Annotated in this window: 11 protein-coding genes; 3 read left to right on the top strand and 8 right to left on the bottom strand. The window is 60.7% G+C overall.

Annotated features, from left to right (window positions below):
• Positions 1 to 49 precede the first annotated feature (49 nt).
• The 7 genes from tssJ to tssB are packed head-to-tail and all read right to left on the bottom strand — an operon-like array spanning position 50 to position 6,581.
• Positions 50 to 850, bottom strand: a complete 801-nt coding sequence (tssJ, locus tag APH36_RS14740; protein WP_060499228.1) for a type VI secretion system lipoprotein TssJ — start codon at positions 848 to 850, stop codon at positions 50 to 52.
• Positions 847 to 1,416 (bottom strand): FHA domain-containing protein, encoded by a 570-nt coding sequence (locus tag APH36_RS14735; RefSeq protein ID WP_060499227.1) that lies wholly within the window; start codon positions 1,414 to 1,416, stop codon positions 847 to 849. The genes tssJ and APH36_RS14735 overlap by 4 nt, the downstream gene beginning before the upstream one ends.
• Positions 1,413 to 2,429: a type VI secretion system baseplate subunit TssG gene (gene tssG, locus APH36_RS14730; RefSeq protein WP_060499226.1), complete on the bottom strand. Its 1,017-nt coding sequence runs from the start codon at positions 2,427 to 2,429 to the stop codon at positions 1,413 to 1,415. The genes APH36_RS14735 and tssG overlap by 4 nt, the downstream gene beginning before the upstream one ends.
• Positions 2,393 to 4,159, bottom strand: a complete 1,767-nt coding sequence (gene tssF / locus APH36_RS14725; protein WP_060499225.1) for a type VI secretion system baseplate subunit TssF — start codon at positions 4,157 to 4,159, stop codon at positions 2,393 to 2,395. Before tssF ends, tssG begins: the two co-directional genes overlap by 37 nt.
• A 3-nt stretch (positions 4,160 to 4,162) precedes the next feature.
• The gene (tssE, locus tag APH36_RS14720; protein WP_060499224.1) at positions 4,163 to 4,573 is read right to left on the bottom strand and encodes a type VI secretion system baseplate subunit TssE; all 411 of its coding nucleotides are present in this window, start codon (positions 4,571 to 4,573) and stop codon (positions 4,163 to 4,165) included.
• The gene (gene tssC / locus APH36_RS14715; RefSeq protein ID WP_060499223.1) at positions 4,570 to 6,060 is read right to left on the bottom strand and encodes a type VI secretion system contractile sheath large subunit; all 1,491 of its coding nucleotides are present in this window, start codon (positions 6,058 to 6,060) and stop codon (positions 4,570 to 4,572) included. The genes tssE and tssC overlap by 4 nt, the downstream gene beginning before the upstream one ends.
• Before the next feature lie 17 nt (positions 6,061 to 6,077).
• Positions 6,078 to 6,581, bottom strand: coding sequence for a type VI secretion system contractile sheath small subunit (tssB, locus tag APH36_RS14710; protein WP_060499222.1), 504 nt, complete (start codon positions 6,579 to 6,581; stop codon positions 6,078 to 6,080).
• Positions 6,582 to 6,908: 327 nt separating this feature from the next.
• On the opposite strand from tssB, the gene vasI reads away from it, so the two are divergent.
• The 3 genes from vasI to tssM are packed head-to-tail and all read left to right on the top strand — an operon-like array spanning position 6,909 to position 12,633.
• The gene (gene vasI, locus APH36_RS14705; RefSeq protein ID WP_082426398.1) at positions 6,909 to 7,559 is read left to right on the top strand and encodes a type VI secretion system-associated protein VasI; all 651 of its coding nucleotides are present in this window, start codon (positions 6,909 to 6,911) and stop codon (positions 7,557 to 7,559) included.
• Positions 7,547 to 9,010, top strand: coding sequence for a type VI secretion system protein TssA (gene tssA, locus APH36_RS14700; protein WP_060499221.1), 1,464 nt, complete (start codon positions 7,547 to 7,549; stop codon positions 9,008 to 9,010). Before vasI ends, tssA begins: the two co-directional genes overlap by 13 nt.
• Positions 9,007 to 12,633, top strand: a complete 3,627-nt coding sequence (tssM, locus tag APH36_RS14695) for a type VI secretion system membrane subunit TssM (protein WP_060499220.1) — start codon at positions 9,007 to 9,009, stop codon at positions 12,631 to 12,633. The genes tssA and tssM overlap by 4 nt, the downstream gene beginning before the upstream one ends.
• 18 nt (positions 12,634 to 12,651) lie before the next feature.
• On the opposite strand, the gene APH36_RS14690 is transcribed toward tssM, so the two are convergent.
• On the bottom strand, positions 12,652 to 14,334 hold the full coding sequence (locus tag APH36_RS14690) for an FAD-dependent oxidoreductase (RefSeq protein WP_060499219.1): 1,683 nt from the start codon (positions 14,332 to 14,334) through the stop codon (positions 12,652 to 12,654).
• Between the last annotated feature and the right edge of the window lie 32 nt (positions 14,335 to 14,366).

Genomic DNA, 14,366 nt, shown 5'->3' with positions numbered 1-14,366 from the left:
CCATGTCAGCGTGAGTAAGCGGGAAGGGCAAAGGGGAGTAGACGTGCCATCAGTCTTCTTCCTTGAGCACGATGTGCGTGTCGTTGACCAACACCGACAGCATGATCTGGCGGCCACGCGGCGGAATGCGCAGCACTTGCCGCCAGCTGGCGTCCTCAAGGCCTCGGTAGTCGGCAATCACCGCCACGAAACGGGTTTCGGCATGGATGGGTTCGAACGGGATGTACTTGAACTGGCCAGGGCGCAGCAGGTAATCGTCATCACGGATGTAGGTACTGCGCAGGGCTTTGGCCGGGTCCTGGTCCAGCAACTGGTACACGGTGTTGCGCAGTAGCGAGTCGTCGCGCAGCTGCAGGATCTTGATGGCAATCGGCGTGGCGACGGGTTCCGAGGCCATGGTTGTGGTGTGCGGCAAGGTCAACGTTACGGTCGGGTCGTCGTAGCTACCGGGGGTGCTCTCTTCCAGAGGAGAGCGAGCTGGGTCATCGTTGCCTTCCTCATCCACCTCGATGGGGGACATGGCTGGAAACTGCTCGTGCAGGTATTCCAGCAGGGTCACGATCTTTTCCGTCAGTGCATAAGGGTCGCCCGCACTCAGGGTTACGGCGTAGGGGCTGGGCTCCAGGGTGCTGTGCTGTTCTTCGGCCGCTACCTCAAGGCTGTTCGGATTACCATTGAGGGTAGGGCTCGCGTTGATGCTGAACGCAACTTCGGTCGGATGATCCTTCGGCTGCCCGATGGGCAACGTGTGGTCCATGGCAACTTGGCTCATCCTGCTTAACGAGGTGCAGCCGGCACCCCCGAACATTGCAACCAGCAGGGCCGCGACCAGCAACGGTTGGCGGGTCATGGGCGCTCTCCGGCAATCAGCCGCAGCAGCGGGCTCGACGGGGAAGCCACCGACTCAGCGGCTGCATCCAACGCTGCCAAGGGATCGTTGCCCATGGCGGGCTCGAAGGCCGAGTAGATCTCGGCAGCCGGTTGGGTAGCAGAGGGTTCGATCGGCCAAGGGGTTGCTGTTTCTTCGGCTATCAGGCGGTCGATTACCCCCTGATCCGGATAGAACATGTCCTCCAGCGAACGCATGGTGGCGGGGTCCTGGGCGTACTGAACCTGTAGCCGATAAGCACCCACACGAAGCTGGTCGCCTTCAAGCAGGCGTCTGGGTGGGTGTGCACCCAGGCTGGTGGTGCTGCCATTCAGATAGGTGCGCTGGCAATGATCGATCACACAGAAGCTGCCTTCTATCCAGCGGATCTCGCAGTGGATGGGCGCAACGCTCTGATTAGGGTCGTCGAGTCGCCAGCTTGTCTGTGCGCTGCCAATGGTTCCGCCCTTGCAATCGAATCGGTGCCTGGCAATAACGCCATGTCGCAGTTGGTCCAGGTTGATGATGCTCACGGTCAATGTGTTCATGAGCGCCCCCTGAACCGTACAACGGGACTGTTCTGGCCATGCCGGTCGTCGATGAAGCTGGTCCAGCCCAGGTAGGCGCCTTTGCTGCGGTGCAAGCAGAAGGGTGACAACGCGTTCTGCTTCAGGCGCAGCTCCAGGTCGTAGGCAAGGCCGTCACGCAGCAGAACGTCGATCAGTGCACGCAAACGGCCGAAGTTGATGCCGCTGGGGAGCAGGTCCAGCAGCTGCGTCTGGTCGAGTTCGCTGATCACGATGGTGAACTTGCTGCTGCGTGTGCGTGTACGGCTGCCGATCATGAACGTACTGCCCAGCAGGCCGTTGGCGCGCCCCAGGCTTACGCGTTGCCCGGCCGCAGTGGGTACCGAGCGCGTTTCGAATTCGCGGATCTGCACATGCTTGAGGTCGAAGCAGTGCGCAATGATGCCGGCCACGGTGCCAGGCGCACGGCTGCGGCTGGCGATGACCCCGGCAAAACTGAGCAGGCGGCTCCAGGGCAGTGCCGTATCTCCCCGCAGTTGCTTGTCATTAAGCCCCAGCAGGGCAAAAACGTACTGCGAGAACCCGTCACGGGCGCCCGGCTGGAAGCGGATGTAATACCGGTATTTGCGCCAGCTGCGGTGTAACAGGCTGAGCAGGTAGTGATTGAAAAAGTCGAAGAATGCCGGCCGTACACCGCTGCCTTGCGCATGTTCATAGGCCACCTGCTCCAGGTAATAGGTGGGCAAGGGTGAATCGGTACCGTGTAACCCGAGGAACGTGGCGACGACCTGGTAGCGCGCCTCTTCGTCGGGCATGCGTTGGGCTTTGTAAACATCCGATACGGGAAAGGTCAGCCGTGGGTCACAGGCCAGACGCACGCGCAACCGGGTAGCCTCGTCAGGCCAACGGGGTTCCAGATCGTCGCCATGCAGCCCATGCAGCCGCTCCAGCAACTGGAAGAAGTTGTACTGGTGCGCCTCGGTGAGCAGTCTGTCGGCTAGATCAGCGGTTGTTTGCCGGTCTGTATTGGCCATGTGTAGTGCTCGTTGTTGGTGATGTTGATCACTTCCAGCTGATGGAAGGAATTGATGCTGGCGTACAAGGCAAAGAAGTGGGCAAGCACGCAACTGAACAGGTACAGGTCGCCTTCGCAGAGGAAGGCGGCCTGGTCCAGCTTCAGCCGGGTGTGCAGGCCGCGAATGGGTTGCCCCTTGATTAGCCAGTCCATAGGCTGTGTATGAATGTCGCGCATGCCGTCCAGGCGCTTCTGGGTGGTACGCGCCTGCTGGATATCGTGCAGGGCGACGAAGTCATAGGCGCGGATCACCGCTTTGAGCGGCTCGATCGAGAGCAGGGACAGGTAGTTGAGCGACATGTTGGAAATCAATGCCCATTGCAACTGGCCGTCCAGCACCGGGCGACAAGGGCGGGTGGGCTTGCAGATGTTGGTGTAGGTGGCCAGTGGCGGCGTAAACTCGGTACGCACGTTGATGTCACCGATGCCCAACGCCAGCGGCAGGTCTCGATTGGTGCACGTCAGGTCGATGGATGCGGTTTCCAGCTCGCCGATATAGCTGTTGGCATCGGCACGAACGAACGCGATGCGGTGCGTGACGCCATCGCCGCGCAGGCACGCCTCCAACTGGTAGCGGTAATACAGCGCAGTGCGTCCTTGAGCGTGCTCGATTTCATGGGCGAACGATTCGAAGGGCCGAAACGTTCGCAGGTGCTCACCGACACTCCCGTCGGTCGTCGTTCGCGTGCTGATGACCTGGTCGACACTGAAAATTTCGTAACCGTGTGGCTCCGCTCCCTTGGGTTTTAGTGGGACCAAGGCGTCCTCGCTGGACAAGTCGATGGGCTCGGCACTGTGCTGAAACAAGTTGACTGCAGGTGCGCAGAACAAACTGAAATCTGCGTTGCTGACACGCAGTGTGTCGGGTAACTGGCGCGTGAAGTGAAACTCGAGGTTTACCGCCAGGCTGTCATGCGCTGGCCAGGCTCGATCCAGTCCGGTGACGCTGAAAAAGTGGAAGCGCTGGGGGAAGACAAAGTACTCCTGCAGGATCCGGTAGCCATCAAAGACGTTTTGTGGGTAGGGCAGCAAGGCGTCGTCGGGGCTAAATCCCGGGAAGGAGATGCTGCCGGCCGGCAGCCGACGAACTTCACCCTTGACGATCACGTTGATGTGCTTGAGGTATTGAGAAACCCACAGGTACAACGTCCGGGCCGTGCGGACATCACCGCTGAGGTAAAAGTCGAGGCTGGAGCAGCCCAGGCTGTTCAGTGGCCGGTCGACCAGTGCCTGCAGGCCGATGCTTATCACCGCGTTGTCGAGTGTCTGGGTTGCACTCACCGTGTCGATCTTGAACGGATGAATGCTCACCGCAGTGCACGTGCGGAACTCGCAGGCTACGCCGTCCACGGGTTCCGAGCACAACCTCGACCCCTTCGGAATGTGCTGGGACTGGCTAAGGGATTGCTTGACCGGGGTGAACTGGATGATCGTCGCGCTGGGCAGGGGCCGCAGGTAATTGGGCCACAACAACTGCAGCATGGGGTGAGTCAGCTCCGGCAGGTCGTCTTCCAGTTTGAGCCGCAGTTTGGCGGTCAGGAATGCAAAGGCTTCCATCAGGCGTTCGACATCGGGGTCACTGGCACCTGTGCCAAGCAGCCTTGCAAGTTGTGGGTTGTCCTTGGCGAAGTCGTTCCCCAGTTCGTGCAGGTAACGCAGCTCTTCGCTGAAGCGGTCTTTCAGTGACATCGGTCACCTCACTCGGGTGTAGCGGTTGTGCCCGTTGACCAGCAGCTCGAGTTGCAGCTGCTCTGCGTGGTTGTTGACCTGCACCTGGCAATCGAGCCTGAAATGCAGCTCCAGCGGGGCATGGGTATCGGGCACTGCCTTGAGCGTGCGTATCTGGATGCGTGGTTCGAAGCGCTGAAGGGTGCGGCGAATGTCCGCGCTCACTTGTAAGAGCAAGTCGCCGCGGTTCACGTCATGCCCGTTGAAGTCACGCAAGCCCAGCTCAGGACTGCTCTGAGAGCACCCCTGGCGGGCGTTGAGCAGCGTTTCGAGGTGGCGCTTGATGGTGGCGAAGGTGTCCGCAGCGCTTTCCTGTCGAGTGGCCTGGGGACGGGAACTAGGGTCCACCGTCAAGCGTTCAAAAAAACCACTCATTGCGTATCGAGCCGCCCAACCAGAGAGATCTCGAAGTTGGCGCCCATGTACTTGAAGTGCGGACGCACGGCGATCGAAACCTGGTACCAGCCTGGGTCACCGGCAACATCCGAGACTTCAATGCGGGCGGCACGTAGCGGCCGGCGGCTGCGAACATCGGCAGACGGGTTTTCCTGGTCGGCGACATACTGCTTGATCCACTTATTCAGCTCGGATTCAAGATCTCGGCGTTCCTTCCAGCTGCCGATCTGTTCGCGTTGCAGCACTTTGATGTAGTGGGCCAGCCGGTTGACGATGAACAGGTAGGGCAGCTGGGTCCCCAGCTTGTAGTTGGTCTGTGCCTCCAACCCTTCGGGGGTTTTCGGGAAGTTCTTGGGTTTTTGCACCGAGTTGGCAGAGAAGAACGCCGCATTGTCGCTGTCTTTACGCATGGTCAGGGCGATGAAGCCCTCTTCGGCGAGCTCGAACTCCTTGCGATCGGAAATCAGCACCTCGGTAGGAATCTTGGCCTGCAATTGCCCCAGTGACTCGTACAGGTGGACTGGCAAGTCTTCGACCGCACCACCCGATTGCGGGCCGATGATGTTCGGGCACCAGCGGTAGCGGGCGAAGCTGTCGTTGATGCAACTGGCCAGCAGGAAGGCGGAATTGCCCCACAGGTAGTGGTCATGCCGCCCGGCTATGTCTTCGTTGTAGTTGAAACTCTCGATTGGCTTTTCTTGCGGGTGGTAGGCGGAGCGCAGCATGAAGCGTGGCCCGGTCAGCGCGACATGACGAGCGTCTTCGCTTTCGCGAAAAGCGCGCCACTTGGCATGGCGTGGGCCGGCGAAGAGGTCTTTTATTTCCTTGAGGTTGGGCAACTCTTCAAAGCTGCTCAAGTTGAAAAACTCGGGGGAAGGTGCGGCAAGGAAGGGCGCGTGGGACATGGCACCTACGGAGGCCATGTAACTCAACAGTTTGATGTCCGCAGAGGCGGGGCCAAAGTTGTAGTTACCTACCATGGCCGCAACCGGCTCTCCCCCGAACTGGCCGTACCCAGCGGTGTAAACATGTTTGTAGAGGCCGCTGCAGGTAATGTCTGCGGCATTTTCGAAGTCGTCGAGCAAGTCTTCTTTGCTGATGTGCAAAATTTCAAGCTTGATGTTCTCCCTGAAATTCGTGCGGTCGACCAGAAGTTTCAGGCTACGCCATGAGGACTCAAGCCGCTGGAACTCGGGTTGATGCAAAATGGCATCCATCTGTTTGCCGAGAACCCGGTCAACCTCTGCAATCATCTGATCGACCCGGTGTTTGTTGATCAGTTGATCTGGGTCATTGCTTTTGAGGATTTCGGCGATGAAGGCAGATACGCCCTGTCTGGCAACCTGATAGCCCTCCTGCGTAGGTACCAGTTTGGTTTCTGCCATGATCTGGTCGAGCAAGGTGCCATTGCCCAATGTATCGTGGGTTGCGTCTGTGGTGACGGTGGTGGTGTTTGGCTTAGGCATGGGGACGCTCCGTTGTCTCAGTCTTTTTCTGGTGCATCAGGTAACAGGTCCAGTTCTTGTGCGAGCTGTTTACGGGTTTGCTCGTTGTTCAGCAGGTGTTGCAGTTGCTTGCGAAAGGCCGGGACGTTGCCAAGCGGGCCTTTCAGGGCGACCAGCGCTTCGCGCAGTTCCAGCAGCTTGTTCAGCTCGGGGACCTGCCGCGCGATTCGGTCCGGCCCGAAATCGTTAATGGAGCTGAACTGCAGATGGACCGCCAGCTCGGCATCCGGGGCGGCACTGAGCACGGAAGGCACAGATACCGCCAGGCTCACGTTGGCGTCGTTCAACACGCTGTTGAACGTGTGTTTGTCGACACGCATCACCTGACGGTCTTCGAGCGCGCGGTCTTCATCCAGGCCGAAGTCGCCCAGTACCAGCATTTTGTGGGGCAGCTCTACCTCAGCCTGCTCATCGCTCGTAGCGGGGACGTATTTGATATTGACGCGTTCTTTAGGCGCGACAGAACCCGTATTTCTAGACATCGGTACGTAACTCCCTGTTGGTTTGTAGGATGTTTAATTGTGGGGGTTGTTTAATGTGCTGTTTCTCTTGTAGGAAGTTTCTTGTATATGTTTATCTGGCGGGGTGAGTTGCCTTGTTCCTATAAAAACCATGCAGGGTGAAGTGCTCTTTGGTCGAGCATGAAGATGTAAGTAAATATTTGTTTGTATGCAGTCGTCGCTGTGTATTAGTCTCCGTCCGGTTTTGTTTTGGTTGGCTGTTTTTTTGGCGCGTGAGCCGATATGTGTTTGTAGGAAAGTGGGCGCGGCCATATAGGCGTTTGTACTGTTTTTGGAGAGTGAATCAGGATGATTAACCGTTCTGTATATGGCGCCGGTCTCTCGTTGCTGTTTTGTTTGCAGCCGGTACTGGCAGGCCCCACGCGGGACTGTTCACGGATTGTGTCGAACGTCGAGCGACTGGCCTGTTTCGACCAGGCTGCGAACACGCCGGCATACACGACAGAACGGCAGTGGTCTGCACCAGAGCAGCAGGCCCCGAGCGTGCTGCGCGTGATGGCAAATGAAGCGGCGCGGACGCCAGATGACCTGACGTTTCACATCGGTAGCCGAACCGATGACGGTGCCGGCGTTTCAGCGCTCGTGATATCAGCGCCTGCCATCGCATCGGGTAACGAACCCGCTTACCTGGCAATCAGTTGCATCCAGGCCATCTCCCGGCTGCAACTGATTGCCAAACGCCCGATCGAGGCAAGCTGGGTCAAGGTACGGCTGACAGGGCAGGGCTGGTCTACCCGTGAAACACCCTGGCAGGTGATGGAGAACGGGCAGGTAATCGATGCCGGCCGGGGTTTGCCGGCAATCGAGCAGATCAGGAAGCTGATTGGTGCCCATCGCATCGAAGTGGTGAGTGAGCACAGCGAGCTCGACGGGTTGATCTTCGATGCACAAGGGCTGACCCCGTTGATAAGCCAGGCGCGAAGCACATGCCGGTGGTAGCGCAGGTGTCAGAGGGCAAGCTCACGCGACTGCTGGCGCCGATCGATCCCGCAGTACCGGCTGGGCTGTTCGATGTCGAGGACGAAACCTACCAGGCAATCGACCAGGAGATGGTCAAGCTGGGCGGGCTGCAGGAGGCGATGATCGACTGGGTTTACATCGAAGAGGCGTCCTGTCAGTACCTGAGCCAGCAATGCAAGCACCTGCGAATCGTCGCGCACTTGAGTGCCGCCTGGTTACGCAGCCGCTGCTGGGAGCGTTGGGGAGATACCTTGGCGTTGCTGGCCCGCATGATCGAGTGCTATTGGGAACCCGCCCACCCCAAGCCAGGGCCGAAAGGTTTCCTGACCAAGCGCAAGCTGGTCGGGCTGGTGATCAACCGCTTGACCGAGGCGCTGCCGCGTCTCGACCGTTTCACTTATACCCCTGCCCATGCAGCAGCAGCGCAGGCGGCATTGAAACACCTGCAACAACAGCACGCAGCACAGCTGGAGGCTGCTGTTCTCGATGGGCTGGAGCGCCTGCTGTGCCAACACATTGAACGTGTCAGCGGTGCCGGCGAGGTTGACGTGCCCAAGGCGCCGGCTGCAAGCGTGAAGCCTGCGCCGCTGGCCGATGTCATCGCCGCGCCCATGCCGCGTGTGTCGATGGGCACTGAACGTGAGACACGACGCGCCATATTGGCCATGGCCGAACTCATCAACCAGCAGGATCCTTACGACCCAACCGGCTACCAGTTGCGGCGTTTTGGCTTGTGGGCACACATTCAGGCGGCGCCTGCGGCCAGGCAAGGCAGCCGCACAGAATTGATGGCGGTGCCTCTGGATATCACGCGGGTCTATGAAGAGGCCATTGCCAGCACAGCGATAGACCCAGCCTTGCTTCAGCGCATCGAAAAGAGCGTGGCGGCGTGCCCCTACTGGATTCGTGGCAGCTTTCTGGCTGCAACCGTCGCCACGCGGCTGGCGATGAGCGATGTGGCTGAGGCCATCCGTTGCGCGACCGCCCGGTTTGTACAGCGCATGCCGGCCCTTCAGCAGCTGTGCTTCAGCGACGGATTGGTATTTGTCGATGACCAATGCCTGGCGTGGCTCAAGGGCGCGCAAGGGCCTTCTGGCCAAGCGGCCGCACCCCACGCGTTTGGTGGCCTGCACGAGGAACTGGCCGGGCAACTGGACAGCGGCGGCGTAGAGCCCGTGCTGCTGAGGCTGCAAGCACTGCAGGCGGACCTGGGTACCCCTCGGGACCGCTGCCATACCACCATGATCGCAGCCGACTTGCTGGCCGCACGGGGCGTGTCCTGGCTGGCCCAGGACTTGTGCGCCGGCGTTGCCCGAACGATGCAGCAAACCACCGCCAGTGCGTGGGAGCCAGAGGTATTCCAGCGGCTTCAGCAGTACGCAGTCGCTCCAGCGCTGGCTGATCAACACAAGGACCAGGAGCCTCGATGAATCATATATGGAAGCAATTCAAAGGCTGGGGCTTGCCGTGGGTAACGCGCATTGGCCTGGCGCTGCCGCTGTTGCTTGGGTTGACGGCAACGCTGCTGCTGGTCGCCATTTGGTGGCTCGGCCCGCAATGGACGTGGCGTGAGCAACAGCCACTGGCCAGTGTGGCGCACCGCAGCGTGGCAACCCTGGTACTCATGCTCGTGCCGCTCATAGGCTGGCTGGTGGTGCTGCGTACACGCTTTCGCCGATTGCAAGCGGAACGCCGGCAGGCACGGGCCGCCGAACAAGATCGCACGCTGCCGTTGGTGCAGGCGCAAGAGAAGGCGCTGAGCCAGGGGCTTGACCGGTACCTTGACAATGCCGGTGGGCCACGTGCCTTGTACCGGCTGCCCTGGTACCTGGTAATAGGTGATGAACAGGCCGGTAAAACCAGCTTCATCGACTGCACCGATCAGCGTTTTACCCTGACGCGTATCGATCAGGTCCAGGCACAAGGGCGACAGACTGAAGCGCTGGCCTATCCGGTGGGCTGGTGGGTCAGCGACGATGCTGTGCTCATCGACCCACCCGGTGCGTTCATTCGCCAGCAGCCAGCGGCGGGCTCGGCAGCTGATGCTCCCGCTGAGTCAGCGTCCTCTTTTGTGCCGGGGGCCCAGGCCAGGTTGTGGGACCACCTGTTGGGCTGGCTACTGCGCAATCGCAGCCAGCGAGCGCTTAACGGCGTGGTGCTGGTCGTCGATTTGCCGGCACTGCTGCATGGCACGCCTGAGCAGCGCGTTGCGTTGGCCCACAGGTTGCGCACCCGCCTGTACGAAGTGAGCAGCCACCTGGGTTCGCGCTTGCCGCTCTACGTGGTACTGAGCAAATTCGATTTGCTGGACGGCTTCGATCAGTTCTACAGCAAGCTTTCGGCCGCCAGGCGCGAAAACCTGTTGGGGTTCACCTTCAAACTGGATGCGGTTGACGCGTTCGACGCCTGGCTGGATGAGTATGACGAGCACTACGGTCGGTTTCTCGTCAGTTTGCAGGAGCAGCTCATCGATCAACTGGATGTGCTGGTGAACGCACCACCGTGTGGGCGCCTGTTTTCGCTGTATGGGCAGCTGGTCGGGTTGCGCCCCATACTGCTGGCATTTCTGCGCGAAACCCTGGTGAGTGACCGTTACTCCACGCCTGCTCTGGTACGCGGTGTGTATTGGTCGTCTGTGATGCAGCAAGGCGACATGCGCAATGCCTTTGTCCGTGAAGCCGCACAGCCCTACAAGACGAAACTTCCGCTGCGTGAAGGCAAGGCACAAGGCAAGGCATTGGCCTACTTCATTCAGCAAGCCTTCAGGCGGGTCATCTATCAGGAGGCCGGCCTGGCGGGCGACAACGTTCGGGTGGCGCGCAGCAAGCGTCAACTGCTGTGGGTCGGCTCGGGCGTGGGCATCCTTGCGTTCAGCATCGCCGTGGCGAGTTGGCAACGCTATTTCGATATCAATGGCTCCAAGGCCGCCAGCGTGCTCGCCAAAAGCCAGGAGTACAGCCATCACCAGGTCGATCAGCGCCTTGACCCGAGCGGGCGCAACCTGTTGGCGCCACTGGACCAGATCCGCGATGCGGTGGCGGTGTTTGGCGACTATCGCGTGGCATGGCCAGGGGTTGCCGATCTTGGCCTTTACCAAGGGCGCAACATTGGCCCCACGGTTGACGAAGCGTACCTCAGCTTGTTGTCCAGGCGTTTTTTGCCGGCCTTGGCCAGCGGCGTGATCGATGCCATGAACGCAGCTCCGCCGGGCAGCGAGCAACAAATGGCGGCGCTCAGGGTTTACCGGATGATCGAGGACCGCCACAGTCGCCGGCCTGAATGGGTGGAGGACTGGATGGCGCGCCAATGGCAAAAGGCGTTCCCTGGCCAGGGGCAGTTGCAGCGAGACCTCATGCACCATTTGAAATACGCCCTGGCCAACGCTGACACCGATTTGCCGCAGTACCGTGAGCGTGTCAGCGAAGTGCAGCAGGCATTGCGTAAATTGCCTTTGCCACAGCGGGTTTATGAGGGGCTGAAGCAACAGGCTCACGAGCAATTGCACACCGGCCTGAACCTGCGTCACCAGGTAGGCCCTGCCTTCGATGTCGTGTATCAGCCATCTTTCGGGGCCGGGCATGGGGAGGAGGATGTACAGCTGTCCCCCATGCTCACAGCCAAAGGCTTCAGGGAGTACTTTGAACCGCGCAGCCAGCGGTTCGCTGAAATGGCGATGATCGATCAGTGGGCGCTGGGGGAGCGTGCCCAGCTCGATTATTCGAGCGTTGATCGAGAGGCGCTGACCGAACGGCTGCACAACCTTTACAGCGCCGATTACGTCGACAGCTGGCGTCGCGCCTTGAACGCCTTCACCGTGGCGGACTTCCGTGATCTGGACCATGGTGTCACTGTCCTGGAACAGTTGACTGGCCCGGCAGCACCGTTGCAGCGGCTGCTGCATACGGTCAGGGACAACACGTCGCTTGCGTCACCTGCAGTTGTCGAGGCACCGGGCGAGGCGGGTTCGTTGCTGCCAGTAACGGGCAAGCCCGAGCAACAGCAAGCACAGGCCATCCAGCGGGCTTTTGCAGGCCTGGGCGCTATGTTGCAGGTGACAGGAGACAAACCGAGCTACTACGACGAAACCTTGGGTGCCGTATCGGCTGTGCTGGACTATGCCAAGGCCGTACAGGACAGCCCGGACCGCGGCAAGGCTGCACTGCAAGCTGTGCATCAGCGCTTCTCGATGACCGGGCAGGACCCGATTGGCACCCTGCAACGTGTTGCCACAGGTTTGCCGGAGCCGATCAACCACCAGGTCAGAAAGCTTGCCGACCAGACAGCCCAGGTGCTGAACGTTGAAGCATTGCGCGAACTGGAGCGACGTTGGGATGCTGAGGTGTACAGCTTCTTCCAGCAACGTCTGGCAGGCCGTTACCCCTTTGTGGTGAGGGCGCCTGATGCTTCACTGGATGACTTCGAAGCATTCTTCGGGCCCAAAGGGCGCCTGCAGCAGTTTGATGATCAGTATCTCAAGGTCTTCCTCAAGGACAACCTTGAGGCGTTGCAGTCTGGCCAGCACGGGCATTCCCTGATTCGCCCCGACGTGATCGAGCAGCTCGAGCTGGCCGAACGGATTCGCGAAACCTTCTTCGATCAGCGCGGCAAGTTGAGTGTGCAGTTCAGTATCGAACCGTTGGGGCTCAGTGCGAACCAGCGTACCAGCCTGCTGGACCTGGATGGCCAGTTGATCTCCTACACCCATGGGCCTAGCCGGATCACCGGTATTGTCTGGCCCAATACCATGGGTCAACAGGTACGCAGCAACCTGACGTTACTCAGGCAGAACGGCAATAGCAGCAGCCTCGAATACCGTGGCCCATGGTCGATGTTCCGCTTGCTTAGCCGCGGCTCGCTCAATGGGCGGACGGCGACCAGCGTGGACCTGAGCTTCAGGACGGGTGACGGTGTAATGCGCTATCGGTTGAATGCTGAAAAGGCCTTTAACCCCATTACCCAGCAACCATTCAAAGGTTTCCGCTTGCCACGCGGGTTGTTGCAATCGTCCCCCAAGGTTGCTCAATCGGGGCAACCGCATGAACAGCCTTTATGACGCCATGTCTTGCTGAGGTCATGGCGAGCTTAAGCCGCTCAACGCCCTACCGGCCAGATACCCGAAGGTCATCCCCGGCCCCAGGGTAATGCCACCGCTGGGGTAGTGCCCCCCCATCACGCTGTGCATGTCGTTGCCCACCGCAAACAACCCGGGTATCGGCTGCCCAGCGGGGTCCAGCACACGGGCGGAGGCGTCTGTGCCCAGGCCGGCGAAGGTGCCCAGGCTGCCCGGCAGTAGCTTCACGGCGTGAAACGGCCCATGCAGCAAGGGCCGCAGCGACGGGTTGGGGGCTTGCAACGGTTCGCCCTGAGCCCGGTTGTAGGCCGATGCGCCACGCTGGAATACCGGGTCCTCACCTTGGGCTGCATGCCGGTTGAAGTCGTGCACCGTGCGCTGCAGCTGCGCGGCATCGATCCCGCAGCGCTGCGCCAGTTCCGCCAGGCTGGCGCTACTGTGCAAGTAACCGCGGCGTTGATAGAAGCGGGTAGAGAACGGAAAGGGCTTGGCCCAGCCAATGCCGTAACGACGTTGTGCTGCGTGGTCGCAGATCAGCCAGGCTTCAGGTGTTTCGCCGTGCGGTGTAGCGGCGAACAGTGCGTTCATGAAGTCATGGTAGCAATCGGCCTCGTTGACGAAGCGTCGGCCATCGCGACGTACCGCGATGAAGCCAGGTTTGGCGCGGTCGATCAGGTGCGGGAAATGGCCGAAACTGCCATCGCCGCGTGGCACCTTCGATACAGGTGCCCAGGCGCCAGCCTGGGCCAGTGCCGTACTGACCAGGCCACCGGCTTGTTCACCCAACCGCAGGCCGTCGCCGCTGTTTTCCCGGGGTGCTGCGGAGTAGTGCTGGTCACCCTGCGGCGCATGCGGCATCAGTTGCGCGATGCGCTGGCGGTCATGTGGGAAGCCACCGCAGGCCAACACCACCCCACGGCGTGCCTGGATGACCTGGCCGTCGGCAAACCGTGCGCCACTGACCCGGCCTTCGCCCAGCAGGTGGCTGGCCGGTTTGTTGGTCAGCAGTGTCACATCAAGGTCCAAGGCGCTGCGCAGCAGGCGCGCCACCAGCGCGTTGCCATTGACCAACTGCTGGCCGCGACGATGCAGCAGCAGGTCTCGCCCATGGCGCAGCAGGCGCTTGCTGACATGCAGCGCCGCCTTGGCCGAGCGTGTGGCGTTGAAGAAGGCGGCCATGTCGGTGCCACCGGTAATGCCCATGCCGGCCAGGCTGACGATGTCCAGCGGTGGGCGTAATGTGTGCAGCCAAGGCCCGAGCTGGCGCCCGTCGTAGGGCAGGGCACACAGTGATCGACCGCCGTGTGCACTGCCATCGCCTTCACGCATGTCGGGCATGCGGCTGCCACTCTGGAACTGTACCGCCGTGTGCTGTTGGAAAAACGCCACCATTTCCGGGCCATGGCGCAGGAACGCACGTTGACGCGGGTCCAGTTCGTGGGTGTGGGTTTGCGCACGCAGGTAGCGCTCTGGGGCATCGTCGGTTTCGACGATGCCTTCAGCGATGGCCAGCGGGTTGCGCGGTATCCACAACCAGCCCCCCGACCAGGCGCTGGTGCCGCCCAGCTGGCGGGCTTTTTCCGCAACGATCACATGCAGGCCGTGATGCGCGGCGGTTACGGCGGCAGCCAGGCCCGAAGCGCCGGAGCCAATGACGAGTACGTCACATTCGAGGGGTTGCATGAAGGGGTCCGCTCAGGCGTTGGTAGAGGATG

This window comes from Pseudomonas sp. NBRC 111133, assembly GCF_001320605.1.
Classification (GTDB): domain Bacteria; phylum Pseudomonadota; class Gammaproteobacteria; order Pseudomonadales; family Pseudomonadaceae; genus Aquipseudomonas; species Aquipseudomonas monteilii.
Note: the sequence above shows the minus strand (reverse complement) of the source record. Positions and strands in the feature narration are given on the sequence as shown.

Bases quoted from the DNA above. Each gene is read 5' to 3' on its own strand.
- tssJ (WP_060499228.1), bottom strand. From the start codon at position 850: ATGACCCGCCAACCGTTGCTGGTCGCGGCCCTGCTGGTTGCAATGTTC.
- APH36_RS14735 (WP_060499227.1), bottom strand. From the start codon at position 1,416: ATGAACACATTGACCGTGAGCATCATCAACCTGGACCAACTGCGACAT.
- tssG (WP_060499226.1), bottom strand. From the start codon at position 2,429: ATGGCCAATACAGACCGGCAAACAACCGCTGATCTAGCCGACAGACTG.
- tssF (WP_060499225.1), bottom strand. From the start codon at position 4,159: ATGTCACTGAAAGACCGCTTCAGCGAAGAGCTGCGTTACCTGCACGAA.
- tssE (WP_060499224.1), bottom strand. From the start codon at position 4,573: ATGAGTGGTTTTTTTGAACGCTTGACGGTGGACCCTAGTTCCCGTCCC.
- tssC (WP_060499223.1), bottom strand. From the start codon at position 6,060: ATGCCTAAGCCAAACACCACCACCGTCACCACAGACGCAACCCACGAT.
- tssB (WP_060499222.1), bottom strand. From the start codon at position 6,581: ATGTCTAGAAATACGGGTTCTGTCGCGCCTAAAGAACGCGTCAATATC.
- vasI (WP_082426398.1), top strand. From the start codon at position 6,909: ATGATTAACCGTTCTGTATATGGCGCCGGTCTCTCGTTGCTGTTTTGT.
- tssA (WP_060499221.1), top strand. From the start codon at position 7,547: ATGCCGGTGGTAGCGCAGGTGTCAGAGGGCAAGCTCACGCGACTGCTG.
- tssM (WP_060499220.1), top strand. From the start codon at position 9,007: ATGAATCATATATGGAAGCAATTCAAAGGCTGGGGCTTGCCGTGGGTA.
- APH36_RS14690 (WP_060499219.1), bottom strand. From the start codon at position 14,334: ATGCAACCCCTCGAATGTGACGTACTCGTCATTGGCTCCGGCGCTTCG.